Source organism: Microbacterium sp. SZ1, assembly GCF_002362255.1.
GTDB lineage: Bacteria > Actinomycetota > Actinomycetes > Actinomycetales > Microbacteriaceae > Microbacterium.
The window spans coordinates 1-24,518 of record NZ_LPVV01000039.1; the positions used below are offsets into that span (position 1 = coordinate 1).

Annotated in this window: 27 protein-coding genes; 18 read left to right on the forward strand and 9 right to left on the reverse strand. The window is 70.7% G+C overall.

Annotated elements, in window-relative coordinates:
- Positions 1–127: 127 nt before the first annotated feature.
- Genes AUC47_RS13820 through AUC47_RS13830 form a run of 3 tightly spaced genes read left to right on the forward strand, consistent with a single transcriptional unit; the run spans position 128 to position 2,660 of the window.
- Positions 128–1,696, forward strand: a complete 1,569-nt coding sequence (locus AUC47_RS13820) for a molybdopterin-dependent oxidoreductase (RefSeq protein WP_096715773.1) — start codon at positions 128–130, stop codon at positions 1,694–1,696.
- Between the two features lie 38 nt (positions 1,697–1,734).
- On the forward strand, positions 1,735–2,220 hold the full coding sequence (locus AUC47_RS13825) for a MogA/MoaB family molybdenum cofactor biosynthesis protein (protein ID WP_096715774.1): 486 nt from the start codon (positions 1,735–1,737) through the stop codon (positions 2,218–2,220).
- Positions 2,220–2,660, forward strand: a complete 441-nt coding sequence (locus AUC47_RS13830; RefSeq protein WP_096715775.1) for a molybdenum cofactor biosynthesis protein MoaE — start codon at positions 2,220–2,222, stop codon at positions 2,658–2,660. The genes AUC47_RS13825 and AUC47_RS13830 overlap by 1 nt, the downstream gene beginning before the upstream one ends.
- A 147-nt stretch (positions 2,661–2,807) precedes the next feature.
- On the opposite strand, the gene AUC47_RS13835 is transcribed toward AUC47_RS13830, so the two are convergent.
- Genes AUC47_RS13835 through AUC47_RS13850 form a run of 4 tightly spaced genes read right to left on the reverse strand, consistent with a single transcriptional unit; the run spans position 2,808 to position 5,513 of the window.
- Positions 2,808–3,041: a MoaD/ThiS family protein gene (locus tag AUC47_RS13835; RefSeq protein ID WP_096715776.1), complete on the reverse strand. Its 234-nt coding sequence runs from the start codon at positions 3,039–3,041 to the stop codon at positions 2,808–2,810.
- Positions 3,038–3,517: a cyclic pyranopterin monophosphate synthase MoaC gene (moaC, locus tag AUC47_RS13840; protein ID WP_096715777.1), complete on the reverse strand. Its 480-nt coding sequence runs from the start codon at positions 3,515–3,517 to the stop codon at positions 3,038–3,040. The genes AUC47_RS13835 and moaC overlap by 4 nt, the downstream gene beginning before the upstream one ends.
- Positions 3,514–4,746: a molybdopterin molybdotransferase MoeA gene (locus AUC47_RS13845; RefSeq protein ID WP_096715778.1), complete on the reverse strand. Its 1,233-nt coding sequence runs from the start codon at positions 4,744–4,746 to the stop codon at positions 3,514–3,516. The genes moaC and AUC47_RS13845 overlap by 4 nt, the downstream gene beginning before the upstream one ends.
- Positions 4,743–5,513 (reverse strand): HesA/MoeB/ThiF family protein, encoded by a 771-nt coding sequence (locus tag AUC47_RS13850; protein WP_096715779.1) that lies wholly within the window; start codon positions 5,511–5,513, stop codon positions 4,743–4,745. The genes AUC47_RS13845 and AUC47_RS13850 overlap by 4 nt, the downstream gene beginning before the upstream one ends.
- Positions 5,514–5,715: 202 nt before the next feature.
- Here AUC47_RS13850 and AUC47_RS13855 point away from each other — a divergent pair, with 202 nt between their 5' ends.
- The 6 genes from AUC47_RS13855 to AUC47_RS13880 all read left to right on the forward strand — a co-directional run bounded on the left by AUC47_RS13855 (position 5,716) and on the right by AUC47_RS13880 (position 10,452).
- On the forward strand, positions 5,716–6,108 hold the full coding sequence (locus AUC47_RS13855; protein WP_096715780.1) for a TOBE domain-containing protein: 393 nt from the start codon (positions 5,716–5,718) through the stop codon (positions 6,106–6,108).
- A gap of 1 nt (position 6,109) precedes the next feature.
- Positions 6,110–6,889 (forward strand): molybdate ABC transporter substrate-binding protein, encoded by a 780-nt coding sequence (modA, locus tag AUC47_RS13860; protein WP_096715781.1) that lies wholly within the window; start codon positions 6,110–6,112, stop codon positions 6,887–6,889.
- A gap of 35 nt (positions 6,890–6,924) precedes the next feature.
- Positions 6,925–7,671: a molybdate ABC transporter permease subunit gene (gene modB / locus AUC47_RS13865; protein WP_096715809.1), complete on the forward strand. Its 747-nt coding sequence runs from the start codon at positions 6,925–6,927 to the stop codon at positions 7,669–7,671.
- Positions 7,668–8,732: an ABC transporter ATP-binding protein gene (locus AUC47_RS13870; protein WP_179297636.1), complete on the forward strand. Its 1,065-nt coding sequence runs from the start codon at positions 7,668–7,670 to the stop codon at positions 8,730–8,732. Before modB ends, AUC47_RS13870 begins: the two co-directional genes overlap by 4 nt.
- Positions 8,733–9,059: 327 nt before the next feature.
- Positions 9,060–10,139, forward strand: coding sequence for a GTP 3',8-cyclase MoaA (gene moaA, locus AUC47_RS13875; RefSeq protein WP_096715782.1), 1,080 nt, complete (start codon positions 9,060–9,062; stop codon positions 10,137–10,139).
- 49 nt (positions 10,140–10,188) lie between these two features.
- The gene (locus tag AUC47_RS13880; protein WP_096715783.1) at positions 10,189–10,452 is read left to right on the forward strand and encodes a hypothetical protein; all 264 of its coding nucleotides are present in this window, start codon (positions 10,189–10,191) and stop codon (positions 10,450–10,452) included.
- A 9-nt stretch (positions 10,453–10,461) separates the two neighbouring features.
- Here the strand turns inward: AUC47_RS13880 and AUC47_RS13885 are convergent, their stop codons facing one another.
- The 3 genes from AUC47_RS13885 to AUC47_RS13895 all read right to left on the reverse strand — a co-directional run bounded on the left by AUC47_RS13885 (position 10,462) and on the right by AUC47_RS13895 (position 13,565).
- A complete protein-coding gene (locus tag AUC47_RS13885) occupies positions 10,462–11,436 on the reverse strand; it encodes a carbohydrate kinase family protein (protein ID WP_096715784.1) in 975 nt (324 codons plus the stop codon).
- Positions 11,437–11,530: 94 nt separating this feature from the next.
- Positions 11,531–12,745, reverse strand: coding sequence for an amidohydrolase (locus AUC47_RS13890; RefSeq protein ID WP_096715785.1), 1,215 nt, complete (start codon positions 12,743–12,745; stop codon positions 11,531–11,533).
- Between the two features lie 175 nt (positions 12,746–12,920).
- Positions 12,921–13,565, reverse strand: a complete 645-nt coding sequence (locus tag AUC47_RS13895) for a TetR/AcrR family transcriptional regulator (protein WP_096715786.1) — start codon at positions 13,563–13,565, stop codon at positions 12,921–12,923.
- A gap of 152 nt (positions 13,566–13,717) precedes the next feature.
- Here AUC47_RS13895 and AUC47_RS13900 point away from each other — a divergent pair, with 152 nt between their 5' ends.
- The 6 genes from AUC47_RS13900 (at position 13,718) to AUC47_RS13925 (ending at position 21,622) form a co-directional block, all read left to right on the forward strand.
- Entirely contained in the window at positions 13,718–15,382 is a 1,665-nt protein-coding gene (locus AUC47_RS13900) for an ABC transporter substrate-binding protein (RefSeq protein WP_096715787.1), read from the forward strand.
- A gap of 149 nt (positions 15,383–15,531) precedes the next feature.
- The gene (locus AUC47_RS13905; protein ID WP_096715788.1) at positions 15,532–16,356 is read left to right on the forward strand and encodes an ABC transporter ATP-binding protein; all 825 of its coding nucleotides are present in this window, start codon (positions 15,532–15,534) and stop codon (positions 16,354–16,356) included.
- Positions 16,353–17,174, forward strand: coding sequence for an ABC transporter ATP-binding protein (locus AUC47_RS13910; RefSeq protein ID WP_096715789.1), 822 nt, complete (start codon positions 16,353–16,355; stop codon positions 17,172–17,174). The genes AUC47_RS13905 and AUC47_RS13910 overlap by 4 nt, the downstream gene beginning before the upstream one ends.
- Complete coding sequence (locus AUC47_RS13915; RefSeq protein ID WP_256999588.1) at positions 17,171–18,271, forward strand: ABC transporter permease; 1,101 nt, start codon at positions 17,171–17,173, stop codon at positions 18,269–18,271. The genes AUC47_RS13910 and AUC47_RS13915 overlap by 4 nt, the downstream gene beginning before the upstream one ends.
- Position 18,272: 1 nt before the next feature.
- On the forward strand, positions 18,273–19,376 hold the full coding sequence (locus tag AUC47_RS13920) for an ABC transporter permease (protein WP_096715790.1): 1,104 nt from the start codon (positions 18,273–18,275) through the stop codon (positions 19,374–19,376).
- Positions 19,373–21,622, forward strand: coding sequence for a glycoside hydrolase family 3 N-terminal domain-containing protein (locus AUC47_RS13925; protein WP_096715791.1), 2,250 nt, complete (start codon positions 19,373–19,375; stop codon positions 21,620–21,622). Before AUC47_RS13920 ends, AUC47_RS13925 begins: the two co-directional genes overlap by 4 nt.
- Before the next feature lie 167 nt (positions 21,623–21,789).
- Here the strand turns inward: AUC47_RS13925 and soxR are convergent, their stop codons facing one another.
- Positions 21,790–22,263, reverse strand: coding sequence for a redox-sensitive transcriptional activator SoxR (gene soxR, locus AUC47_RS13930; protein WP_256999589.1), 474 nt, complete (start codon positions 22,261–22,263; stop codon positions 21,790–21,792).
- A 75-nt stretch (positions 22,264–22,338) separates the two neighbouring features.
- On the opposite strand from soxR, the gene fdxA reads away from it, so the two are divergent.
- From fdxA to AUC47_RS13945, 3 genes are read left to right on the forward strand one after another with little or no spacing between them, the layout of a single operon-like run.
- Complete coding sequence (gene fdxA / locus AUC47_RS13935; RefSeq protein WP_096715792.1) at positions 22,339–22,665, forward strand: ferredoxin; 327 nt, start codon at positions 22,339–22,341, stop codon at positions 22,663–22,665.
- Entirely contained in the window at positions 22,662–23,180 is a 519-nt protein-coding gene (locus tag AUC47_RS13940) for a flavin reductase family protein (RefSeq protein ID WP_096715793.1), read from the forward strand. Before fdxA ends, AUC47_RS13940 begins: the two co-directional genes overlap by 4 nt.
- A gap of 39 nt (positions 23,181–23,219) precedes the next feature.
- Positions 23,220–23,846: a superoxide dismutase gene (locus tag AUC47_RS13945; RefSeq protein WP_096715794.1), complete on the forward strand. Its 627-nt coding sequence runs from the start codon at positions 23,220–23,222 to the stop codon at positions 23,844–23,846.
- 130 nt (positions 23,847–23,976) lie between these two features.
- On the opposite strand, the gene AUC47_RS13950 is transcribed toward AUC47_RS13945, so the two are convergent.
- Positions 23,977–24,381: an arsenate reductase ArsC gene (locus AUC47_RS13950; protein ID WP_096715795.1), complete on the reverse strand. Its 405-nt coding sequence runs from the start codon at positions 24,379–24,381 to the stop codon at positions 23,977–23,979.
- Positions 24,382–24,518 lie beyond the last annotated feature (137 nt).

The following is a 24,518-nucleotide window of genomic DNA, read 5'->3' on the forward strand; positions in this document are numbered from 1 at the left end:
GAGGGGCCGGATGCGGCGCCCCGCCCCGCGGCGACCCGCCCCGCCCCGCCCCGCGGCGCCGCGCCCCGCGGCATCCGATCCTTCGTCCGCTCCGAACAGGGTGAGACACACGGTGGAGGAGTGCATCATGGCGCAGCGCAGCACGCAGGGAGGCAAGCGGTTCTTCGTCTGGGCCGCCCTGGCCGGACTCGTCAGCGGGGCGGTGTTTCTCGCGGCGGCCGAGCTGTTCGCGCTGCTCCTCGCGCGGTCGGCGAGCCCCGTTCTCGCGGTCGGCGGATTCGTCATCGACATCGTGCCCCAGCCGTTCAAGGAGTTCGCGATCGCGACGTTCGGCGAATACGACAAGATCGCCCTGCTCGCGGGCCTCGGTCTGGCCGTCGTGATCGCGTCGGCGGTCGGCGGCATCCTCGAATACGTCCGACCGCCGCTCGGCGTGGTCGTCATCGTGATCGCCGGAGCCCTCTCGACCGCCGCAGTCGTGACTCGTGCCGGCGTCAGCCCCCTCGGCTTCCTGCCCCCGCTGCTCGGAGCCGCCGCCGGTGCCGTCATCCTCGTGATGCTGTCGCGGCGCCTGCGCACCTGGAAGGCCGCCGCCGTCCCGGCCGACGGCGAAGAGGCGCCGAAGGCGATGGGCCGCCGCCAGTTCTTCCTGCTCGCCGGCATCGCCGGAGCGTCCGCCGTCATCGTCGGCGTCGCGTCTCGCGCCGTGAGCATGGCCGTGACATCGGTCGAGGCGATCCGCGACAACCTCTCGCTGCCGAAGCCGAAATCGACCGTCACGATCCCGAACGGCGCCGAGCTCGACATCGAGGGCATCAGCCCGCTGTTCACGCCGAACAAGGACTTCTACCGCGTCGACACGGCCCTGACCGTTCCCACGGTCGACCCCGACACCTGGCGACTCGTGATCGACGGCATGGTCGATGAGCGCGTGGAGATGAGCTTCCAGGACCTCCTCGACATGGGACTCGACGAGTACGTCATCACCCTCACCTGCGTGTCGAACGAGGTCGGCGGGGAGCTCGTCGGCAATGCGAAGTGGCTCGGCGTGCCGGTGCGCGACGTGCTGAAGAAGGCAGGTGTGAAGGGGGACGCCGACATGGTGCTCTCGAAGAGCGTTGACGGGTACACGGCGAGCACGCCGCTGTCGGCCCTGACCGACGACAATCTCGACGCGATCTTCGCGGTGGCGATGAACGGTGAGCCGCTGCCGCCCGAGCACGGCTTCCCCGTGCGGATGGTCGTGCCCGGTCTGTACGGATACGTCTCGGCGACGAAGTGGGTGACCGAGCTCAAGGTCACCACGTTCGAGAAGGACGAGGCGTACTGGACTCCGCGCGGGTACAGCGCCGAGGCGCCGATCAAGTTCTCGTCGCGCATCGACACCCCGAAGCTCGGCGCGGCGGTCGACGCCGGGAGGATCGCGATCGCGGGCGTCGCGTGGGCGCAGACGGTCGGCATCGAGCGCGTCGAGGTCAGCATCGACAACGGCGACTGGACTCCGGCCACTCTGTCGGCCCCGATCAACGAGGACACCTGGGTGCAGTGGTTCCTCGAGTGGGATGCCACCCCCGGAACCCACTACGTGGCGGTGCGCGCCGTCAACAAGAACGGCGACCTGCAGATCGAGGACCGCGCGCCCATCGCTCCCGACGGCTCGACCGGCTGGCAGCGGTCCCTGATCCGGGTCGCCTGATCCGTGCGCGGCGGGTGGCCTGCGCCTAGGGTGGAGCCATGACGTCGCTCCCCGCGTGTGTGATCACGGTCTCGGATCGCTCGTTCGCGGGGGAGCGTGAGGATCGTGGTGGTCCGATCGCCGTGGGCCTGCTGCGGGATGCCGGGTGGCACTGCCCGGATGCCGAGATCGTCGCCGACGGCATCGACTCCGTGGCCGACGCGCTCCGCCGCGCGGTCGCTCGCGGGGTGCGCCTCATCGTCACGACCGGCGGCACCGGAGTCGCCCCGCGCGACCTGACGCCCGAGGGAACCCGCCAGGTCATCACGCGCGAGGTGCCCGGCGTCGCCGAGGAACTGCGGCGAGGCGGCCTGGCCGACACCCCGCTATCGGTGCTGTCGCGCGGGCTCGCGGGCGTCGTGGATCCGGCCGGGGCTCTGATCGTGAACCTTCCCGGGTCGACGCGTGCCGTCGCCTCGGGTGTGCCGGTCGTGCTGGGCGTCGCTCGGCACATCATGGAGCAGCTCGACGGAGGGGACCACTGATGAACACAGTCCGGCTGGCGGCCATCTCGGAGCAGCCGCTCGACCTCGACGCGCACCTGCGGGCTGTGGAGGACCCGGCGCTCGGCGGCGTCACGACCTTCATCGGTCGCGTGCGCGACAACGATCCCGATGCCGATACCCCCGTCGTTGGTCTCGAGTACAGCGCCCACCCGGATGCCGAGGCGGTGCTGCGATCGATCGCCGAGAAGGCGGGGGCGGATGCCGTGGGCGCGGCGCGCGTGGACGTCGCCGTGAGCCACCGGATCGGGACGCTCCCGGTCGGGGACGCCGCCGTGGTCATCGCGGTCGCCGCCGAGCACCGCGCCGAGGCGTTCGAGGTGTGCCGGGCGGTGATCGAAGACATCAAGCGCGACCTGCCGGTGTGGAAGCGTCAGCTCGAGTCCGACGGCTCCACCCTGTGGAAGGGCATCGGCGGCTGACGCGCGTTTCGTCCCCCTTCCCCGGCGCGAACCACCCCTTTCTGCGCGAACCACCCCTCTGTGCTCCGCGATGAAAGGGGTGGCTCGCGCCTACGGGGGTGGCTCGCGCCTATGGAGGTGGGTCGGCACAGGTCCGCGTGACGCCGCTCAGCCGCCGGCGAAGGGCGGCAGCACGTCGACGAGCTCGACGCCCTCCAGCGACCGATCCGCGTCGCTGCGCACGCCGTCGACCATGACCGCGCACCGCGGCAGGATGTCGGCGAGCGTCGGATGCTGCGCGACCAGCGCCGCGCGGAGCTCGGCCAGCGTGCCCTCCGACCGCTCCTCGGCATCCGTCCCGGCGGCCTCGGCCGCCGCGGCGAAATAGCGCACGCGCATCATCGCGTCTCGCCCTCGCGCACCCAGTCGCCCGAGCGTCCGCCCGACTTCGCCACGATGCGCACGTCCTCGATCACGACCGAGCGGTCGAGGCCCTTGATCATGTCGACGATCGCGAGGGAGGCGACCGAGACCGCGGTGAGCGCCTCCATCTCGACGCCCGTGCGGTCGGCGGTGCCGACGGTGGCTTCGACGTGCACGCCGTCGTCGACGAGCTCGAGCTCGACGCTCGCGCGGTGCACGCCGATCACGTGGGCGAGCGGCAGCAGTGAGGGTGTCGACTTCGCGGCCTGGATGCCGGCGATGCGGGCGACCGCGAGCACGTCGCCCTTGGGTGCGGTGCCGTCGCGCAGCGCCGTGACGACCTCGGGGCCGCAGCGCACGAAGCCGCGGGCGGTGGCGGTGCGGACGGTCGGCTGCTTGCCGGTCACGTCGACCATGTGCGCGCGACCGGACGCGTCGAGATGCGGGAAGCTCATCCGACCAGCATGACATCGATCGCATCACCCGCGGCGACGCGCTCGACGTCGGCCGGGACGATCGCGAAGGCGTGCGCGCGGGCGAGTCCGCCGGCGAGGTGCGAGCCGGAGCCGCCAGCGGTCGCCGGTCGCACCGTGCGCGCCGCGAGGTCGACGACGGCGGGCAGGTACTGACGGCGTCCTGGCGGCGTCGTCCAGCCGGCGTCGGCCGTGAACGACGCGCGCGGGCGGTGGATCTCCGCGCGCCCCTGCAGCGCGAGCAGCGCGGGTCGCACGAACACCTCGAACGACACCGCCACGCTCACCGGGTTGCCCGGCAGGCCGAAGACGAGAGTGCCCGCGCCCAGGACGCCGAACGCCTGCGGCTTGCCGGGCTGCATGGCGACGCTCGCGAACTCGATCTCGCCGCGGCCGTCGAAGGCGCCGCGCACCGGCTCGTACGCTCCCGCGCTCACGCCGCCCGTGAAGATGACCACGTCGGCGCCGCGCGAGACCGCCTCGGCCGTCACGGCCGCGACGGCATCCGCCTCGTCTGGCACCCGCGAGACGAGCACGACCTCGGCGTCGGCATCCGTCACGAGCTGCTGCAGCAGCGGACCGTTGGAATCCGGGATTCGCCCGCGCGTCGGCGTCTCACCGGGGGAGAGCAGCTCGCTGCCCGTCGAGAAGACGGCGACGCGCGGAGCGCGGGTCACCGCGACCCGGTCGATGCCCGCCGCGACGGCCGCCGCGAGCTGGAAGGCGCCGATGCGCTCACCGGCGTGCACGACGGTGTCTCCCGCGCGCAGGTCGGCGCCGCGGCGGCGCACGAAGGCCCCGACGGCCGGAGCGCGCAGCACCCGCACCTCGCCCAGCGAATCGGCGAGTCCGCCTGCGGTGTCCTCGAACGGCACGATCGCGTCTGCCGAGGTCGGCGCGGGGGAGCCGGTCATGATCCGGGCGGCCTCACCCGTGGCGAGCGCCGGATCGTCGGGCACGCCCGCCGGCAGATCGGCGACCACCCGCAGCGTCACCGGACTCTCCGGCGAGGCGGCGGCGACGTCGGCCGCGCGCACGGCGAACCCGTCCATGGCGGAGTTGTCGAACAGCGGGATGTCGTGGGCGGCGGCCGCATCCGCCGCGAGGGTGCGGCCGGCGGCATCCTGGATCGCCATCTGCTCAGCGGGGAGCGTCCGCACCGCGTCGAGCACGCGCGCGAGCTGCTCCTCGACGGTGCGTCGGGCGCTCATGCCGTCACCGCCGGGCGGAGCGCGATCTCGTGCTGTCGCGCCGTGAGCGCGTCGATCACGGCGAGGCGACCGAGCAGCGGTTCTCCCGCACCGGTGACCAGCTTCACGACCTCAGCTGCCAGCATCCCGCCGATCTGCACGCACAGTGCGCCGAGCACGCCGACCTGCGCGCAGCTGGGCGGTTCGCCCTCGGTGCCGGGCGGGAAGAGATCGGCGAGCACGACGGCGTCGTGTCCGGCGGGCGGTGCCGACCAGAACACGGTCGCCTGGGCGTGCCACTCCTGCACGGCACCCCACACGAGGGGGATGCCGAGCGCCTCCGTCGCGGCGGCGACGTCGCGTCGTGTGGCGAAGGAGTCGCTCGTGTCGACCACGATGTCGGCGTCCGCGAAGAGGGTGGTCGCGTTCGCGGCGTCGAGCCGAACGGTCTCCGGCACCACCGCCGCTCCGGGCGAGAGCGCGGTGATCGCCCGCACGGCCGAGACCGTCTTCGCGGTGCCCACGTCTTCTGCCCGGTGCGCGAGCTGACGCTGCAGGTTCGTGAGCTCGACCACGTCGTCGTCGATCACGGTGATCGTGCCCACACCGGCCGCCGCGAGGGCGAGCAGCACCGGGGAGCCGATCCCGCCGGCGCCGACGACGGCGACGTGGGATGCCGAGAGCCGCCGCTGCCCCTCCTCGCCGATGCCGGCGAGCACCGCGTGGCGCGCGGTGCGCACGAGCTCCGCGGGGTCGAGTGCGGGCGTGGGGTCGACGAGCGGCTGCATGGGACCAGGCTATGCGCCACCGGGCTGACTCGCCGAGACTTAGCAGCCCCGCCGAGACCTATCGCCCCGTCGTGATGGGACGGTGGGTCTCGACGCGCGGGGTGGGTATCGGCGCCTCGATGACGGAGACCGGGTGCGATTCGGATCCGCTTCTGCGGATGACTCCGCCTTCTTTGTTCCGCAGCAGCGGTAGAGTGCGAGCATGCAGAGCTTCCGCATCGCCCGCGCGGCACGACTGCTCGGGGTGAGCGACGACACCGTGCGCCGCTGGATCGACCAGGGGCTGCTTCCGACCACCGACGCGGTGCCCGCCGAGATACCCGGTGATGCGCTGGCCGCCCGGGCGATCGCCCTCGCCGATGAGGTCGTCGACCCGCAGGGGGCGCTGTCGAGCGCGCGCAACCGCTTCGTCGGCATCGTCACCCGAGTGCAGATCGACGGGCTGATGGCCCAGGTTGACCTGCAGTCCGGCCCGCATCGCGTCGTGTCGCTGATGTCCGCCGAGGCGGCGCGCGACCTGCATCTCGAGGTCGGGTCGCTGGCGACCGCATCCGTCAAGGCGACCCAGGTCGTCGTCGATGTGCCGAAGGACTGACGTGAACCGCTCGCTGCTCCGATCCGCCGCCGTGCTGGCGCTCGCCGCGCTCGCCCTCACCGGGTGCGCGTCGCCCTCGGTTGAGCCGACCACCGACGGGACCACCGCCGCCAGCCGCACGCTGTCCGGTGACCTCACGGTATACGCAGCCGCATCGCTGCAGGGCGCGTTCGACGAGATCGGCGCCGCGTTCATCGACGAGAACCCCGACGTGCGGTTCAGTCCCGTGTACGACGGGTCGTCGACGCTCGTGACCCAGCTGCAGGAGGGCGCCCCGGGCGACGTGTTCGCGTCGGCGGATGAGAAGAACATGGACAAGCTCGCCGATCTCGCGCTCGACCCGACGCTGTTCGCGTCCAACACGCTCGTGATCACCGTTCCAGCGGGCAACCCGGGCGGAGTCGAGAGCCTCGCCGACCTCGCCGACGTCACGACGGTGCTCTGCGCTCCCGAGGTGCCGTGCGGCGCGGCATCCGGCACCCTGCTGGCGAACGCCGACGTCACGGTCGAACCGGCGAGCCTCGAGCAGAACGTCACAGCCGTGCTGACGAAGGTCGCGACCGGCGAGGCGGATGCCGGACTCGTCTACGCGACCGACGTGATCGACCGCGACGACGTGGAGGCGATCGTGCCCGACGGCGCCGAGGACGTCGTGAACCGCTACCCGATCGCCGCGCTCGACGGCGCTCCGAACGGCGACGCAGCAGAGGCGTTCGTGGCCTTCGTGCTGTCGGACGCCGGGCAGAGGATCCTCGCGGATCACGGGTTCGGAGCACCGTGAGCTCCGCAGCGCGCGGCTACGCACCGCGTGCCATCATGGCGCCGGCGCTCGTCGGCCTGGCCTTCCTCATCCTGCCGCTCGCGGCGCTCATCGCGCGCGTGCGATGGTCGACGTTCCTCACCGACGTGACGTCGGAGGCCGCGCGGTCGGCGCTGGTCCTCTCGCTCGGCACGGGACTCCTCGCGACCCTCATCTGTGTCATCTTGGGTGTCCCGCTCGCGCTCACGATCGCCCGTTCGGGCCCGCGCCTGGCCGCCGTGCTCCGCGCCGCGGTCACCGTGCCGCTCGTGCTCCCGCCGATGGTCGGCGGCGTCGCCCTGCTCTACCTCTTCGGCCGGGCAGGGTGGTTCGGCGGGCTCGGGATCTCGTTCAGCACCCCGGCCGTGGTGCTGGCGCAGACGTTCGTGGCGCTGCCGTTCCTCGTACTGGCGGTCGAGGGAGCCGTCCGCACGTCGGGAGTCGACTACGAGCGCACCGCCGCCGCGCTCGGGGCCAGCCGCTGGACGATCCTGCGCCGCATCACTCTCCCGCTCGCCGCGCCGGGCATCGTCGCCGGTGTGGTGCTCTGCTTCGCCAGGGCGATCGGAGAGTTCGGCGCGACGGCGCTGTTCGCGGGCAACCGGCCCGGCGTGACGCAGACGATGCCGCTCGCGATCTACACGGCCTTCAACGGCGCCGGGGTTTCGCAGGGCACCGCAGTCGCCCTCGCACTGCTGCTGCTCGCGGCGGCGATCGCCGTGCTGCTCCTCGTGCGCGGCTGGCGTCCGGGAGCAGCGCGATGAGCGCCCCTCATGCCGGTCTCCGTGCACGGGTGGTCGTGCCGCGCGAGCACTTCGTCGTCGACGTCGCGCTTCAGGTCGGCGCGGGAGAGACCGTCGCGATCATGGGCCCGAGCGGTGCGGGCAAGTCGACGCTGCTGCAGGCGCTCGCGGGGTTCGTCCCGCTCGGCGACGGTGAGATCGAGGTCGGCGGTCGTGTCGTCGATCGAGCGACGCGGCCGCGCGTGCGCACCGAGCCCATGCGACGGGGCATCGTGCTGCTCGGTCAGAACCCGCGCCTGTTCCCGCACCTGAGCGCACGCGAGAACGTGGCGTTCGGGCCGCGCGCGGCGGGCATCTCGGCGGCTGAGGCACGACGGGATGCCGACGACTGGCTGGCCCGCGTCGGACTCCCCGGCGCCGGCGACCGCCGCACTCAGGAGCTCTCGGGCGGAGAAGCCCAGCGCGTCGCCGTAGCCCGAGCGCTCGCCGCAGCGCCGCGGGTCGTGCTGCTCGATGAGCCGCTCGTGGCGCTCGACCCTGACACGGCGGGCGACATCAGGCGGATGCTGCGCGAGCAGCTCGCAGATACGACCACCGTCGCGGTGACCCATGACGCCTCAGACGCGGTGGCTCTCGCCGACCGGCTCGTCGTGATCGAGGCAGGGAGGATGACGCAGCAGGGGGAGGTGCGCGAGGTGCTGGCTGCGCCGGCATCCGCCTTCGTCGCGTCGATCGCCGGCGCGAACCGCATCGAGGGGGTCGCGCGGGGCGGTGGCTGGTCGCGCGCCGACGTGCGGCTGGTCGCCGGGGACGCCGCGTCGCAGGCGCTCGCCACCGTCGACGGGGCAGCGCTGGCCGCCGTCTTCCGGCCGGGCGACGTGCACGTGGTGACGGGGGCCGGTGGCGTGAACTCCTGGCGGGCTGTCGTGACGCGAATCGAACCGACGCTGGCGGGGGTGCGCGTGCTCACCGACCTCGGCGCGGTCGATCTGTCGCTGCAGGATGCCGGCGCCCTGCGCTCCGGCGACGCGCTGACCCTGCACGTCACCCCGGAGCACGTGCGGTTCGTCGCGGCATCCTGACCTCACTCCGCCGACCCACCCCCTTGCGTTCGAACCACCCCCTCTGTGGCGGGCGCAGAAGGGGTGGCTCGCGCAGAGAGGGGTGGCTCGGCGCTGGTCGCGATGCGGACCGCGAAAGGGGTGGCTCGGCGCGGCATCCTGATCCCTCTTCGCCGACCCACCCTCTTTCGCGCGAGCCACCCCTCTGTGACGGGTGCCGAAAGGGGTGGCTCGCGCAGAAAGGGGTGGGTCGGCGGAGGGGAAGTGAAGAGGGTGGGGATGCCGGAACGGCCCTGGCATCGCCCATGCGGGTTAGTGTCGAACCATGGCGGGGAACGGGGCGAGGCGATGACGGCCGTACCCGTCGCGATCGGGCGGCGGGCGACAGCTCCCGATGCTGCCCTCGCGGCGATGGGCGACCGCCTCGTCGACACCCACGGGCGCGTCCACCGTGACCTGCGCATCTCGCTCACCGACCGCTGCTCGCTGCGCTGCACCTACTGCATGCCCGAGCAGGGCAACGAGTGGCTCGCGCGCTCCAGCATCCTGTCGACCGACGAGATCGTCGAGGTGGCCGAGGTCGCGGCGAGCCTCGGCATCCGCACGTTCCGTCTCACCGGCGGCGAGCCGCTGCTGCGCCGCGACATCGTCGACGTGGTGCGGCGGGTCGCCCGGATCGAGGGCGCCGAGGGACGGGTCGAGGTCGCGATGACGACGAACGGGATCAGCCTCGCCGACAAGCTTCCCGACCTCATCGACGCCGGCCTCACGCGACTCAACATCAGCATCGACACGATCGACCGACAGAAGTTCGCCGACCTGACCCGCCGCGACCGACTCGACGATGTGCTCGAGGGGATCGCGGCCGCCGCGGCATCCGAGCTCCGTCCGCTGAAGCTGAACGCTGTCGCGATGCGAGGCGTGAACGACGACGAGCTGGCCGACCTTGTCGCCTTCGCCATGGAGGTCGGCGCCCAGCTGCGCTTCATCGAGCAGATGCCCTTAGATGCCGGGCACACCTGGGACCGCACGACGATGGTCACGCGGGAGGAGATCCTCGCGGCGCTCGGCGAACGGTGGCGGCTCGACCCCGTGCCCGGCCGCGGCGGCGCGCCCGCCGAGAAGTGGCGCATCGACGGCGGACCTCACGAGGTCGGGGTCATCGCCTCGGTGACCGCCCCGTTCTGCGGCGCGTGCGACCGGCTGCGCCTCACCGCCGACGGACAGTTCCGCAACTGCCTCTTCTCGAACGCCGAGTACGACCTCACGGCCGTGCTGCGCGACACCGCGTCAGAGACGGCGGCCGAGCGCGCCGCCTCGATCGAGGCGCTGCTGCGCTCCTGCGTGCACGGCAAGCTGCCCGGGCACGCGATCAACGACCCCTCCTTCCTCCAGCCCGCTCGCGGCATGAACGCGATCGGCGGCTGACCCGCCCCGGCGGCTTGCGACACCCGTCGAGTCCTGGGAGCATCGCCTGGTGACGACTGCCGCCCCAGACACCGAGAGCGTCGTCGATGTGGACGAGCTCGCGGGCCTCGACCGCGGGCGGCAGCGCTGCGAATGCGACCACGGCGACGACAGCGGCTATGCGCCGTGCGGGCGCCGAGCCAAGTGGCGCGTGTCGATCGACTGCCTCTGCGGAGAAGGGCATCCGCGGCAGGTCGAGATCCTCTGCTCCCGGTGTCTGCGCACGCTGCGTCAGTCGCACGGCGAAGAGGCGATCACCGCTCGTCGGCTCTGATACCGGCTCTCACCGCATGACGGAGGTGCGCGCGGCGAGCGCCGACGCCGCCTCCCAGTCGGGCTGCGCGCCCACCCCGCCGCTGCCGCGGGTCGACGCCGTGCCGCACGCCACCGCGAGGCGCAGCGCGTCCTCGACCGGCATCCCGTGCAGCATCCCCGCGATGAACCCGGCGGCGAGGGTGTCGCCGGCGCCGACCGTATCGGCCAGTTCACCGTCGACGGAGGGTACGCCGACGCGTACGCGCTCGACCCGGCCGCTCGATAGGCGGGCCGCATATGCTCCGTCCGCGCCGAGCTTCGCCACCACGACGGCATCCTGGGGCATGATCCCGAGCAGTTTCCCGACGGCATCGTCGATCCCGTCGGTATTCGTGATCCCCGTCAGCTCCCCCTCGTTGCCGAAGAAGACGTCGACGTGCGGCAGAAGCGTCAGGATGCCGGAATCCCACCGCTCGGCCGGGTCGAAGTTGCCGTCGAGCGAGGTCCGTACTCCGGCAGCGCGCGCGGCGGCGAACAATGCACGGGCGTCCGGCTGCAGTGCGTGCTGCAGGAAGTAGCTGCCGATGTGCAGGTGTGCGGCATCCGCCAGGTCACCCGGCGTGACGTCGGCGGCGCGCACCGTGCCGATCGAGCCCATGGAGGTGAGGATCGCGCGGTCGCCGTCCGGGCGCGTGAGGTGGGTGGACGCTCCGGTGGGCAGTGAGTCGTCGATGCGCACGCCTGTCGTGTCGACGCCGCGTCGCCGCAGCTCCTCGTCGAGGTAGCGACCGAACGTGTCATCGCCGCGAACACTGATCAGGCGCGTGTCGATGCCGAGGGCTGCGGCGCCGCACGCGGTGATCGCCGACGAGCTGCCCATCGTGAGCGTCGTCCGCGGCACGATCTGCTCGTGCTGCCCGAAGCGGATCTCGCGGTCGACGTCGATGATGAGGTCGACGCACAGCTCGCCCACCACGAGCAGACGGCCGGATGCTGCATCCATTCGCTTTCTCCTTCGCCCGCCGCGCACCTTCTGCGGCCATCGCGGCCGCTCCTGGCCGCAGATCCTGCTCCTGGCCGCAGAAGTGACCCGGCCGTCAGCCCAGGAACTCCCGGGCGGCGGCGCTCAGCGCCGTCACGCCGACCTCGATCGTCGGGTGGATCTCGGGCGCGAAGAACGGCGAGTGGTTCGTGGGGATGTCCTTGTCGAGGGTGCCCGCAGCCATCGCCGTCTGGAACTTCACCGGGTCGACGCCGCCCCAGAACCAGAACACGAGCGGAGCGCCCGAGTCGCGGGCGAACCACGACACATCCTCGCTGCCGGTGAACATGCCGGGGTCGATGACGGCGGCCTCGCCGAGCGCCTTCTGCAGCGCAGAGGTCACGCGCGCGGTCGCTTCAGCGTCGTTGATGGTCGGCGGCAGGGTGTGGTCGGTGCGGATCTCCGGCTCGCGCTCGGCTCCGGATGCCGCGGCCTCGGCGCGCACGATGCGCTCGACGCTCGCGAGCACCTTGTCGCGCATCTCGTCGGTGGGGTAGCGCAGGCTCAGCTCGAGCTTCGCCTCGGCAGGGATGATGTTGTTCTTGAGTCCGGCGTGGATCGATCCGACCGTCACCACGGCGACGTCGCGCGGGTCGACCTCGCGCGATGCGATCGTCTGCAGGCGCATGACCGTCGCCGCCGCCATGACGACGGGGTCGATGGTCGAGTGGGGGCGCGAGCCGTGCCCGCCCCGCCCGTGCAGGGTGACGGTGAGCCCGTCGGATGCGGCCATCTGCGTGCCGGGTCGCACGCCGATCGTGCCGGCGGGCAGCGGCGTGACGTGCTGGCCGAGCACCACGTCGGGCCGGGGGAGACGGTCGAGGATGCCGTCGTCGAGCATCGCCCGCGCACCGGCGCCGTACTCCTCGGCGGGCTGGATGATCACGACGAGCGTGCCGGACCAGTCGGCGCGGTCGGCGACGAGGCGCTCGACGGCGCCGATCATGGCGGTCACGTGCATGTCGTGGCCGCACGCGTGCATGACGGGCACGGTGTTGCCGGCCGGGTCGATGCCGGTCGCGGTGCTGGCGTAGGCGAGCCCGGTCTCCTCGCCGACGGGCAGGGCGTCCATGTCGGCCCGCACCCAGACGACGGGGCCGTCGCCGTTCTCGAGCACGCCGATCACACCGGTGACGCCCACGCCCTCCTGCACGTCGAGTCCCAGATCGCGGAGGTGCGCGGCGGCGATGCCGGCGGTGCGGGTCTCCTGGAACGAGAGCTCGGGATGCTGGTGCAGGTCGATGTAGAGCGCTTCGAGGTCGATCGTCATGGCCCCGAGCCTACTCGCGGCCGCCCTGCGGCATCCCCTGCCTCTCTCCGCCCAACCACTTCCGCCGACGCCCCTGCTGGTTGCCCACGCCCCTGCTGGTTCTGGTGACTCAGCAGGGGCGTCGACGCTCAGCAGGGGCGTCGGCGAACGGAGACGCGTGCGGGGGGCGCGGCGCTCAGTGCCGGTACGACGCGAGGGAGGGGCCGGGGTGGAGCACCCCGTTCACGATCGCCCGGATCGCGAACTCGCTCGCCTCTCCGAGGTCGAACACGTCGCGGTGCAGCAGCCACTGCAGCTGCAGTCCGTCCATGACGGCGAGGATGCTGGCGGCCGCCGTCGCGATCGTGTCCGGCTCGGTCACGCCCTCCTGGGCGCACAGTTCGCGGAAGGCCTCGGTCACCTCGCGGCGCAGCGTCGTATAGCGCTCCTCGAAGTATTCGCGCCCCGGGTGGTTGTCGGTGACCGACTCCGACGACAGCACGGTGTACGCCTGCACGATGCCCGGGCGCAGCTCGTTCGCGATGGCCGTCCGCACGAGGTGCAGGAAGAGCTCGGGTCCGCCGGGGATGTGCTTCTCGGCGAGGTCCTGCACGTCGGCCTGGTCGCGGTACGCGAGCACCTCGAGCAGCAGCTTCTGCTTCGACCCGAAGTGGTGCAGCACTCCGGCGTGCGTGATCCCGACCTGCTCGGCGACATCGGCGAGGGTGCCGTTCGTGGAGCCCTTGTTGCCGAAGATCTCCACGGCGGCCTTGAGGATCTGCTCGCGCTTCTCACGCGTGGCAGGGCGCACGGGCGCCTTCCCAGCGGCATCCTTTGGCATGGCTCCTCCTCTCGTGGATGACCCTACTTGCCAACCTTACTTACTAACGAGTAACCTCGCACCAGCTTACTTTCTCGCCAGTAAGCAAATCAGGGACGGATGCCCGAGCATCCGCCGCCCACAGCACAACGATCCGTGCCCAAGGAGAAGCAATGAAGCTCAGAAAGTCCCTCATCGCCGCGCTCGCGGTCGGCGCCCTCGGCGCCACGGTCCTCGCAGGATGCTCGTCGGACGGCGGTTCCGGCGACAGCTCCGGAGGCGGCGCCGCGCTCACGATCGCGAAGCCCGACGGGGCGATCACGACCGAGTCGAACAATCCGTTCGTCGGCGACTCGTCCGCATCGAAGTACGGCTACGGCAAGGTGATCTTCGAGACCCTCGGCCTCGTCAACCAGACCGGCGACCGGGAGACCACGCCGTGGCTCGCCGAGAGCATCGAGTGGAACGACGACTACACCGCCGTGACCGTCGTCCCGCGCAAGGACGTCACCTGGAGCGACGGCGAGCCCTTCACCGCCGACGACATCGTCTACACGTACGAACTCGTCTCGACCCCCGCGCTCGACACGGCCGGTCTGAAGTTCGAGGGTGCCACCGTCGAGGGCGACGCTGTGACCCTGACCTTCGGAGAGTCCAAGTTCGTCAACCAGTCCCGCGTGCTGCACGTGCCGATCGTGCCGAAGCACATCTGGGAGAACCTCGACGATCCGGCCACCGACCCCGTGAAGGGCGACGACCTCGTCGGCACCGGACCCTACGCGCTGTCGAACTGGTCGACCGAGTCGGTCACGCTCGAAGCCCGCGACGACTACTGGGGCGGCGACCTCGCCGTACCCGAACTGCACTACGTCTCGTACGGCGACAACACCGCTCTCACCACGGCCCTCTCGCAGGGCGAGGCCGACTGGGCGCAGGCGTTCATCCCGCAGATCCAGGAGCAGTTCCTGGACTCCGACCCCGAGCACAACAAGTTCTGGGCGGCCCCGACGACCGGCTCCGCGACCCTGTTCATGAACCTGCAGGAGAAGCCGTTCGACGACGTCGTGTTCCGCCAGGCGCTCGCCTGGGTCATCGACCGCGACGCCTACGTCGACATCGCCCGCGAGGGCGCGAGCGAGCCCGTCTGGTCGGTCACCGGTCTCTCGTCGATCCTCGAGGACGAGATCCAGCCCGAGTTCCAGGGGCAGGACTACTCGGTGGATGCCGAGAAGGCCCGCGACCTGCTCGAGTCCGCCGGCTACACGTGGAAGGACGACGCGCTGCTCGACCCCGACGGCACCCCCGTGTCGTTCACCCTCTCCGTGCCCTCGGGCTGGAGCGACTGGAACACCGCCCAGGAGCTCATCGCCGAAGACGTCAAGGAGGGCATCGGCGCCGAGGTCAAGATCGACATGCCCGACTGGGGCGGCTGGGCCGACCCCCGCGACAACGGCACGTTCTCGGCGATCATCCACTGGCTGGAGGACAGCGGCACGGCCTACGGTCTCTACACCTCGACGATGGATCCACGCTGGATCTCGCCCGAGGGCGTCGCCGGGTTCAATTTCGGCCGCTTCGACGACCCCGCGGCGACCGCGGCGCTGAACGCCTACGCGAACGCCGCGTCGGATGACGAGCGCACCGCCGCCCTCGACACCATGCAGACGATCTTCGTCGACCAGGTGCCGGCGATCCCGCTCGGCGCGCACCCGCTGCTCGGTGAGTTCAACACGCGCAACTACGTCGGATGGCCGTCGGAGGAGGACCCGTACGCCTCGGCCGACCCGACGCAGCAGAACATCGTGCTGATCCTCACGAAGCTGAAGCCCGCCGAGTAAGACGCCACATCCGGTCGTTGAGCGAGGACCGAAGGACCGAGACGAAACGCGTCCACCCCGGCGCGGAACGCCGAACGCAGGCGCGGCGCGTTTCGTCTCGCTCCGCTCGCTCAACGACCGGTGGTCACCCTCCGACGAAGGACACCTCCATGTCAGAAACCCTGCTCAGCGTGCGCGACTTCTCGGTCGTGTACGACGTCGACCCGCCCGTCGAGGCGGTGCGGAACGTCACGCTCGAACTGCGACGAGGCGAGATCCTCGGTCTCGCCGGCGAGAGCGGATGCGGCAAGACCACCCTCGCGTACGGCGTGCAGCGCCTGCTGCGGGCCCCGGCTGTGATCGCCGGAGGCAGCGTGACGTTCCACGATGCATCCGGGATCGACGTCGACGTCAATGCGCTCGACGTCGAGGCGATGCAGCGCTTCCGCTGGGACAAGGTGTCGATGGTCTTCCAGGGCGCGATGAACGCCCTGAACCCCGTGGCGACGATCGGCTCACAGCTCGAGGACGTCTTCGAGATCCACCGCCCTGACATGACGAAGAGGCAGCGGCGCGCGGAGGCGGAGGAGCTGCTGGAGGTCGTCAAGGTCGGCCGTCAGCGGATCGCGTCCTTCCCGCACGAGCTGTCCGGCGGCATGCGCCAGCGCGTCATGATCGCCATGGCGCTCGCCCTGCGCCCGCAGCTCATGATCATGGACGAGCCGACGACCGCGCTCGATGTGCTCGTGCAGCGGGAGATCCTGAAGCAGATCTCGCAGCTGCGCCACGAGTTCGGTTTCTCGGTCATCTTCATCACCCACGACCTGCCGCTGCTGCTGGAGATCAGCGACCGCATCGCGATCATGCGCGCGGGCGAGATCGTCGAGCTGGCGACGGCCGAGCGGATCTGGACCGAGCCGCAGAACGAGTACACGAGGACGCTGCTGTCGTCGTTCCCGCGCCTGACCGGCGAGAGAGGAGTGCTGACGCGATGACCACGCTCGAGTTCTCGCACGTCACGAAGGTCTACAACCTCCGGGGAGCCGGGCGGCTCACCGCCCTCGACGACGTGAGCTTCACGCTCACCTCCGGGCGCACGATCGGCCTCGTCGGGCAGTCGGGCAGCGGCAAGTCGACCATCGCGAAGATCCTCACGCAGCTCGAGACCCCGACCAGCGGCGAGGTGCGCCTCGACGGAAAGCCGATCCCGCGGCGCGGCAGGGGGCTGCGCGCCTACCGCCAGCAGCTGCGCATGGTGTTCCAGGACCCGTTCGCCTCGCTCAACCCGTACCACTCGATCCGATACCACCTGGAGCGTCCGCTCCGCCTCGACGACGTCGTGCCGAAGAAGGAGACGGATGCCGAAGTGCGCCGCCTGCTCGAACGCGTGCGCCTCGATGCGGATGCCGTGATCGACCGCCGGCCGCATGAGCTCTCCGGCGGACAGCGGCAGCGGGTCGCGATCGCGCGGGCCCTGGCATCCCGTCCTCGTCTGCTCGTCGCCGACGAACCGGTGTCGATGCTCGACGTGTCGATCCGTCTCGGTGTGCTGAACCTGCTCGCCGACCTGCAGCGCGAGGAGGGCCTGGGCGTGCTGTACATCACGCACGACCTCGCGACCGCCCGTCACTTCAGCGACGAGATCATGGTGCTGAACCAGGGCCGCGTCGTCGAGTACGGAGACGCTGACGACGTGATCCTCGACCCACAGGACCCGTACACCCGTGAGCTGCGGGCGGCATCGCCCGACCCCGAGAAGCACTTCGCCTCGGCCGGATCGCCCTCGTCGGGAACCACAGGAGGAGCACAGTGACCACCGCATCCCCCGAACTCGGCCAGACCGGGCTGAACCCGGAAGACGGCAGGTCGGACGCCCTCGAGGTCGGCACCACGGCGACCACCGCGCAGAAGGGTCGCCGGATCGTGCCGTGGCGCTTCTTTCTCGGCCGCGCCGGCTTCTACCTGTTCACGCTGTGGGCGGCCATCACCATCAACTTCTTCCTGCCGCGATTCATGAAGGGCGACGCGGTCAGCTCGTACCTCGCCCGCAACCGCAACGTCAGTCCCGAGGCGGCGGAATCCCTCCGCATCCTGCTCGGTATCGACTCCGACAAGTCGCTGTGGCAGCAGTACGTCGAGTACTGGGGCACGCTGCTGCGCGGCGATCTCGGCATCTCGACGCTGCACGGGTTGCGACCCGTCGCGGAGGTGCTCGGCGCCGCGCTGCCGTGGACGCTCGGCCTCGTCGGCCTCGCCACGATCATCTCGTTCGCGCTGGGCACGGTCGGCGGCGCGATCGTCGGGTGGAAGCGCGGGAGCCGGCTCGACGCCCTCATCCCGATCACGACGTTCTTCAACACCATCCCGTACTTCTGGCTCGGCCTCATCGCGATCGCGGTGTTCTCGTCGACTCTCAAGTGGTTCCCGTCGTCGCACGCCTATGACAAGGGGCAGTCGCCGGAGTGGAGCCTCGACTTCGTCGGCCAGGTCGTCGCGCACGGCACGCTGCCGGCGCTGACGATCATCATCGCCTCGCTCGGCGGATGGATGCTGGGCATGCGCAACATGATGCTGACGGTGCTCGACGAGGACTACATCACGGTCGCGCAGGCCAAGGGCATGCCGAACCGGCGGGTGCTGTGGGCCTACGCCGCCCGCAACGCGGTGCTGCCGCAGATCCAGAGCTTCGCGCTGTCGATCGGATTCATTGTCGGCGGCACGATCGTCATGGAGATGGTCTTCAGCTACCCGGGCGTCGGCAAGCTGCTGCTCGACGCCACCAACGCGAAGGACTTCGCCCTCATGCAGGGCGTGTTCCTCGTGATCACGCTGTCGGTGCTGATCGCCAACATCCTCGCCGACATCGTCTACGCATACCTCGACCCGCGCACGCGCCAGACGGAGGCCTGACATGAGCGTCCCCACCCAGTCGGACACCACCGCCCCCGACAGCACAGCCCTCGCCACGGGGATGCCGGAGACGGCGACGTTCCGCACGGCCGGCGCCGCCGGCGACGACCCGGAGCGCAAGACGTTCTGGTCGCAGATGGCGCAGGCGTTCGCGATGTTCCGCAACCGCAAGTCGATCGCGGGTCTGATCATCGTCGGGGTGTTCGTTCTCGTCGCGATCTTCGCGCCGCTCATCGCGCCGTACGGCCCGACGCAGAAGGACCGATCGGCGCTGCGGCAGCCGCCCTCTCTCGAGCACTGGCTCGGCACCACCCACATGGGCGAGGACGTCCTCAGCCAGATCATCTTCGGCACCCGCGGCGTGGTGGTGGTCGGCTTCCTCTCGGCGATCATCGCCACGGTCATCGCCATCACGATCGGCGTCATCGCCGGCTACGTGCGCGGGTGGAAGAGCGAGTCGCTGTCGGCGCTGACGAACGTGTTCCTCGTGATCCCCGGCATCCCGCTGATCATCATCGTCGCGTCGCAGTTCGAGAACCCGCCGCTCATCGTGATCGCCGCGGTGCTGGGGCTGACCGGCTGGGCCTGGGGCGCCCGTGTGCTCCGCGCGCAGACGATGTCGCTGCGCAACCGCGACTTCATCCAGGCCGCCCGCGCGAACGGCGAACCGCTGCGCCGCATCATCACGGTCGAGATGCTGCCGAACCTCATGGCGCTCATCGCGTCGAGCTTCGTCGGTACGGTGACTGCCGCGATCCTCGGACTCACCACGCTCGCGTTCATCGGCGTGATCCCGGTGAGCAACCTCAACTGGGGCACGATCCTGTTCTGGGCCCAGCAGAACGGCGCCTTCCCGCGGCTGTGGTGGTGGTACGTCCCCGCCGGCCTCTGCATCGCGATCATCGGCGTCGCACTCTCGCTCATAAACTTCGGCATCGACGAGTACGTCAACCCGCGGCTGCGGTCCGCGGGCGAGCGGGCGCGCGCGATGAAGAAGAAGGGCCTGAACGTGAACGACCCGGTGACGGCGGTGCGCAGCATCCCGACTCCGGCATCCGTGCCGCCCGCCACGAACGACGAGAACTCCGAGAACACGAAGCGATGACCTCTCCTGCACTGACCGACTCCCTGCCCTACCTCGACCCCGCACTGCCGGTCGCCGCCCGCGTCGCCGACCTCCTCGACCGCATGACGGTGGAGGAGAAGGTCGGGCAGATGCTGCAGCTCGACGCCCGCGACGACCTCGACGACCACGTTCTGCGCCGTCACGTCGGATCGATCCTGCACACCTCGCCCGAGCGGCTGATCCGCGCGAACGAGCTCACCGCGCAGACGCGGCTGCGCATCCCGCTGCTCGTCGGCGAGGACTGCATCCACGGGCATTCGTTCTGGCCCGGGGCGACGATCTATCCGACGCAGCTCGGCATGGCGGCGTCGTGGGATGCGGAGCTCGTCGAGAGAGTGGCCCGGGCCACCGCGGTCGAGGTCGCCGCGACCGGCATCCACTGGACCTTCTCGCCCGTGCTGTGCATCGCTCGCGACCTCCGCTGGGGGCGCGTCGACGAGACCTTCGGGGAGGATCCGTTCCTCATCGGCGAGCTCGCCTCGGCCATGGTGCGCGGGTACCAGGGCGACGGTCTCGACGATCCGACCGCGATCCTCGCGACCGCCAAGCACTTCGCGGGGTACTCCGAGACCCAGGGCGGCCGGGACGCGAGCGAGGCCGACATCTCGCGCCGCAAGCTGCGCTCGTGGTTCCTTCCACCGTTCGAGCGGGTCGCCCGCGAGGGGTGCCGCACCTTCATGCTCGGCTACCAGACCACCGACGGCGTGCCGATCACGGTCAACGACTGGCTGCTCAGCGACGTGCTGCGCGGCGAGTGGGGCTACACCGGCACCCTCATCACCGACTGGGACAACGTCGGCCGCATGGTGTGGGAGCAGCAGGTGCAGCCCGACTACACGCACGCGGCCGCGGCGGCCGTGAAGGCCGGCAACGACATGGTCATGACGACGCCGGGGTTCTTCGAGGGCGCGCTCGACGCGGTCGAGCGCGGGATGCTGTCGTCGTCGGACTTCGACGCCGCCGTCGCTCGCATCCTCACGCTGAAATTCGAGCTCGGTCTGTTCGAGGATCCGCGGCTGCCGCAGGAAGGGCTCGATGCCGTGGTCGGCAGCCCCGCGCATGCCGAGCTGAACCTCGAGATCGCCCGCCGGTCACTCGTGTTGCTGGAGAACGACGGCACGCTGCCGCTCTCGCCTTCCGCCCGGCTGTCGGTGGCCGTGGTGGGTCCGCTCGCCGACGACGCGCAGACGCAGCTCGGCGACTGGGCGGGAGGTTCCGGCCAGGCGGGGTGGCTCGACGGCCAGCCGCGCGACATGATCACGACCGTGCTCGACGGTCTCGCAGGCGTCGAGGGCTGGACCGTGACGCACGCGCGCGGCGCCGACATCCTCACGCTCGAAGAGGACCCGCGCGGAGCGACCTTCCCCGACGGGCAGCCCCGCCCGCCGGTGGTCGTGCCTGCCGCGGTCGACGAGGCGCTGATCGCCGAGGCGGTCGCCGCAGCCTCGGCATCCGATGTCGTCGTCGCGGTCGTCGGAGACCGCATCGAACTCGTCGGAGAGGGCCGCTCGACCGCGACCCTCGAGCTGATCGGCGGGCAGAACGCCCTGCTCGACGCGCTGATCGCGACCGGGAAGCCCGTCGTCGTCGTGCTCCTCGCCTCGAAACCGCTCGTGCTTCCGGCATCCGTCTCGCAGGCCGCGGCCGTCATCTGGGCGGCGAATCCCGGCATGCAGGGCGGGCGGGCGCTCGCCGAGATCGTCACGGGAGCCGTCGAGCCGTCGGGGCGTCTCCCGATCTCGTTCGCGCGTCACGTCGGACAGCAGCCGACCTACTACAACCAGATCCGCGGGCAGCACGGCGACCGCTACGCCGACCTCACGCAGTCGCCCGCCTGGGCGTTCGGCGAGGGCCGGTCGTACTCGACCGTGGAGTATGCGGATCTCGTGGTGGCGTCGTCGGGCCCGCTGTCGGTCGGCGATACTGTCCTGGCCGAGGTCACGGTGACGAACGTTGGGTCGCGGCCGGTGCGTGAGACCGTGCAGGTGTACGTGCGCGACGAGGTCACGAGCGTCAGCTGGACCGACCGGGAGCTCAAGGCCTACCGTCAGGTCGACCTCGAGCCGGGGGAGAGCCGGGTCGTGCGCGTCGAGGTTCCGGTGGCGGAGTGCTCGATCGTCGACGCCGCGGGTGTGCGCCGCGTCGAGCCGGGCGAGTTCGCGCTGCTCGTGGGTCCGAGCTCGCGGGAGCAGGCGCTGCTGTCCGCGTCGTTCACCGTCGCGTAGCGCGGCGCCTCCGTCCCTGCCTCGCCCTCGCCCGCCGACGCCCCTGTTGAATGCCGAAGCCCCTGCTGGGCGACGCGATTCAGCAGGGGCCTCGGCGCTCAGCCGGGGCGTCGGCAAGGAGAGGCGAGGAGAGGGATGCAGAGGAAGGATGCGGGCGCGGAACCGCGTCAGTCCTGCAGGCGCTGGGGGCCGGCGCCTCGCGTGCCGAGCGCGTCGTCGGGGTTGAGCAGCCCGCACGCCTTCATCGAGAGGCAGCCGCAGCCGATGCATCCGGTCAGTTCGCGCTCCAGGCGCTCGAGGCCCTCTCGACGCTTCTCGAGCTCGCGCTTCCACCGGCGCGATGCGCGCTGCCAGTCGTCGTGGCTCGGTGTCTGCATGAGGGGAACGTCGGCGAACGCCTCCTGCACGTCGGACAGGGGGATGCCGAGGCGCTTCGCGACCGTGATGAGCGACACCCGGCGCAGCATGTGCCTGGCGTACCGGCGCTGATTGCCGGGCGAGCGGGTCGAGGCGATGAGGCCGAGGCTCTCGTAGAAGTGCAGCGCCGAGGGGGCGACGCCGGTGCGCCGGCTCATCTCGCCGATCGTGAGCGGCTCGTCGGGGGCGTGCGGGGTGCGGTCCGAATCGCTGCGCGCTGTCAAGGGGTCTCCATGATTTGACCTCAAGTGTACTTGAGGTCTTACGGTGGAAACCGTGACTCGAAGGAAGCCCACTCGATGACCTACGTGATCGCGCTGCCCTGCGTCGACGTCAAGGACCGCGCCTGCATCGACGAGTGCCCGGTCGACTGCATCTACGAGGGTGAGCGCTCGCTCTACATCCACCCCGACGAGTGTGTCGACTGCGGTGCGTGCGAACCGGTCTGCCCTGTGGAGGCGATCTACTACGAAGACGATCTGCCGCCAGAATGGCAGGACTACTACAAGGCGAACGTCGAGTTCTTCGACGACATCGGATCGCCCGGTGGCGCCGCCAAGGTCGGCATGATCGAGCACGACCACCCGATCGTCGCCGCACTCCCGCCGCAGGAGGCACACGAATGACCACCACCCCGCCGCCCGCACCTGTCCCCTCGCCCGTCGGCGAGGGGCTCAAGGCCGCGTTCCGCCAGCATCCGGCGGGCGTCGCCATCATCACGGCGACGACCCCCGACGGGCCGGTGGGCCTCACGGCATCCAGCGTCGCATCCGTCGCGGTCGACCCGGCGGCGATCGTGTTCTCGGTCACCCGCGCCACCGGCAGCGCCGGGGCGATCCTGTCGTCCGACAGCTTCGTGGTGCACCTGATCGACGATGAGCACTCCGCCCTCGCGCAGAGCTTCGCGATCAGCGGTGCCGAGCGCTTCACCGACGCGCAGGGCTGGAGCGCCCTGCCCACGGGGGAGCCGTACCTGCGCGAGGCGCGCGTCGCGATGCGCTGCCACCCGATGACCACGGTCGCCGTCGGATCGTCGACCGTCGTGATCGCCGAGGTCGACGAGGTGCTGCTCGGCCAGCCCGGACGCCCGCTCGTCTACATCGATCGCCGCTTTCACTCGCTGCCCGCCCCGCAGGATTGACGGGCCCCGTCCCCCCCGACCATCGAAGGAAGGAATCCCATGTCCGCTCCGTACACCCTCCCCGAGCTCCCGTACGACTACTCGGCGCTCGCCCCGCACATCTCCGGCAAGATCATGGAGCTGCACCACTCGAAGCACCACCAGGCGTACGTCACCGGCGCGAACACCGCGCTCGAGCAGCTGGCGGCCGCGCGCGACGCGGGCGACCTCGCCGCAGTGAACAAGCTCGAGAAGGACCTGGCCTTCAACCTCGGTGGTCACATCAACCACTCGGTGTTCTGGCAGAACCTCTCGCCGGAGGGCGGCGGCAACCCCGAGGGCGAGCTGGCGGCGGCGCTCGACGACGCGTTCGGATCGATCGACGCGTTCCGCGCGCACTTCACCGCCACGGCGCTCGGCGTGCAGGGCTCGGGCTGGGCCGTGCTCGCCTGGGACTCGGTCGGCGCCCGCCCGGTGATCTTCCAGCTGTTCGACCAGCAGGGCAACGCTCCGCTCGGCGTCACCCCGCTGCTGCAGCTCGACGTCTGGGAGCACGCCTACTACCTCGACTACCTCAACGTGCGTGCCGACTACGTGAAGGCGTTCTGGGAGATCGTGAACTGGCAGGACGTGCAGCGTCGGTTCCAGCTCGCGCAGGAGAAGACCGCGGGACTCATCGTCCCCTGACCCCCGTCGTCACCGGTCGCCGCGCGCTCGCCGAGCCACCCCGTTATCGCCGAAACCCCCCGGTACGTACCGCACGTATCGGGGGGTTTCGGCACGAAAGGGGTGGCTCGGCGGAGGAGAACAAGAAGAGTCAGGCGAGCAAGTCAGCCGCGAGCGCCTCGATCCGGCGGCGGATGTCGTCGCGGATCGGGCGCACGGCGTCGATCCCCTGACCGGCCGGATCGTCGAGCGCCCAGTCCTCGTAGCGCTTCCCCGGGAAGAACGGGCATGCGTCACCGCATCCCATCGTGATCACGACGTCTGACGCCTGCACGGCATCCGTCGTCAGCACCTTCGGGGACTCCGCGGTGATGTCGATGCCGAGCTCCGACATCGCCTCGACTGCGACCGGATTGATGTGCTCGGCGGGCAGCGATCCGGCGGAGCGCACCTCGATGCGGTCGCCGGCGATGTCGCGCAGAAAGGCGGCGGCCATCTGCGAACGGCCCGCGTTGTGCACGCACACGAAGAGGACGGAAGGGATGCCGCTGGCCATGCGTCCAGCATCCCATACCCCTCGTCTCCTGCTCCCTCGCGCCGAGACCCACCGCCCCCGCCGAGGCCCACCACCCCCGTACGGGGCTGCTGGTGGGTCTCGACGCGCGTGGTGGGTCTCGACGGAAGGAGGAAGGA

Excerpts from the sequence above, each read along its gene's own strand:
- AUC47_RS13885 (WP_096715784.1), bottom strand. The coding sequence starts at position 11,436 with ATGGATGCAGCATCCGGCCGTCTGCTCGTGGTGGGCGAGCTGTGCGTC.
- AUC47_RS13855 (WP_096715780.1), top strand. The coding sequence starts at position 5,716 with ATGCAGAGCTTCCGCATCGCCCGCGCGGCACGACTGCTCGGGGTGAGC.
- AUC47_RS13950 (WP_096715795.1), bottom strand. The coding sequence starts at position 24,381 with ATGGCCAGCGGCATCCCTTCCGTCCTCTTCGTGTGCGTGCACAACGCG.
- AUC47_RS13900 (WP_096715787.1), top strand. The coding sequence starts at position 13,718 with ATGAAGCTCAGAAAGTCCCTCATCGCCGCGCTCGCGGTCGGCGCCCTC.
- modB (WP_096715809.1), top strand. The coding sequence starts at position 6,925 with ATGGCGCCGGCGCTCGTCGGCCTGGCCTTCCTCATCCTGCCGCTCGCG.
- AUC47_RS13895 (WP_096715786.1), bottom strand. The coding sequence starts at position 13,565 with ATGCCAAAGGATGCCGCTGGGAAGGCGCCCGTGCGCCCTGCCACGCGT.
- AUC47_RS13820 (WP_096715773.1), top strand. The coding sequence starts at position 128 with ATGGCGCAGCGCAGCACGCAGGGAGGCAAGCGGTTCTTCGTCTGGGCC.
- AUC47_RS13870 (WP_179297636.1), top strand. The coding sequence starts at position 7,668 with ATGAGCGCCCCTCATGCCGGTCTCCGTGCACGGGTGGTCGTGCCGCGC.
- AUC47_RS13905 (WP_096715788.1), top strand. The coding sequence starts at position 15,532 with ATGTCAGAAACCCTGCTCAGCGTGCGCGACTTCTCGGTCGTGTACGAC.
- AUC47_RS13835 (WP_096715776.1), bottom strand. The coding sequence starts at position 3,041 with ATGATGCGCGTGCGCTATTTCGCCGCGGCGGCCGAGGCCGCCGGGACG.
- AUC47_RS13925 (WP_096715791.1), top strand. The coding sequence starts at position 19,373 with ATGACCTCTCCTGCACTGACCGACTCCCTGCCCTACCTCGACCCCGCA.
- AUC47_RS13845 (WP_096715778.1), bottom strand. The coding sequence starts at position 4,746 with ATGAGCGCCCGACGCACCGTCGAGGAGCAGCTCGCGCGCGTGCTCGAC.
- AUC47_RS13940 (WP_096715793.1), top strand. The coding sequence starts at position 22,662 with ATGACCACCACCCCGCCGCCCGCACCTGTCCCCTCGCCCGTCGGCGAG.
- AUC47_RS13825 (WP_096715774.1), top strand. The coding sequence starts at position 1,735 with ATGACGTCGCTCCCCGCGTGTGTGATCACGGTCTCGGATCGCTCGTTC.
- AUC47_RS13920 (WP_096715790.1), top strand. The coding sequence starts at position 18,273 with ATGAGCGTCCCCACCCAGTCGGACACCACCGCCCCCGACAGCACAGCC.
- moaC (WP_096715777.1), bottom strand. The coding sequence starts at position 3,517 with ATGAGCTTCCCGCATCTCGACGCGTCCGGTCGCGCGCACATGGTCGAC.
- fdxA (WP_096715792.1), top strand. The coding sequence starts at position 22,339 with ATGACCTACGTGATCGCGCTGCCCTGCGTCGACGTCAAGGACCGCGCC.
- moaA (WP_096715782.1), top strand. The coding sequence starts at position 9,060 with ATGACGGCCGTACCCGTCGCGATCGGGCGGCGGGCGACAGCTCCCGAT.
- AUC47_RS13850 (WP_096715779.1), bottom strand. The coding sequence starts at position 5,513 with ATGCAGCCGCTCGTCGACCCCACGCCCGCACTCGACCCCGCGGAGCTC.
- AUC47_RS13830 (WP_096715775.1), top strand. The coding sequence starts at position 2,220 with ATGAACACAGTCCGGCTGGCGGCCATCTCGGAGCAGCCGCTCGACCTC.
- AUC47_RS13945 (WP_096715794.1), top strand. The coding sequence starts at position 23,220 with ATGTCCGCTCCGTACACCCTCCCCGAGCTCCCGTACGACTACTCGGCG.
- AUC47_RS13910 (WP_096715789.1), top strand. The coding sequence starts at position 16,353 with ATGACCACGCTCGAGTTCTCGCACGTCACGAAGGTCTACAACCTCCGG.
- AUC47_RS13890 (WP_096715785.1), bottom strand. The coding sequence starts at position 12,745 with ATGACGATCGACCTCGAAGCGCTCTACATCGACCTGCACCAGCATCCC.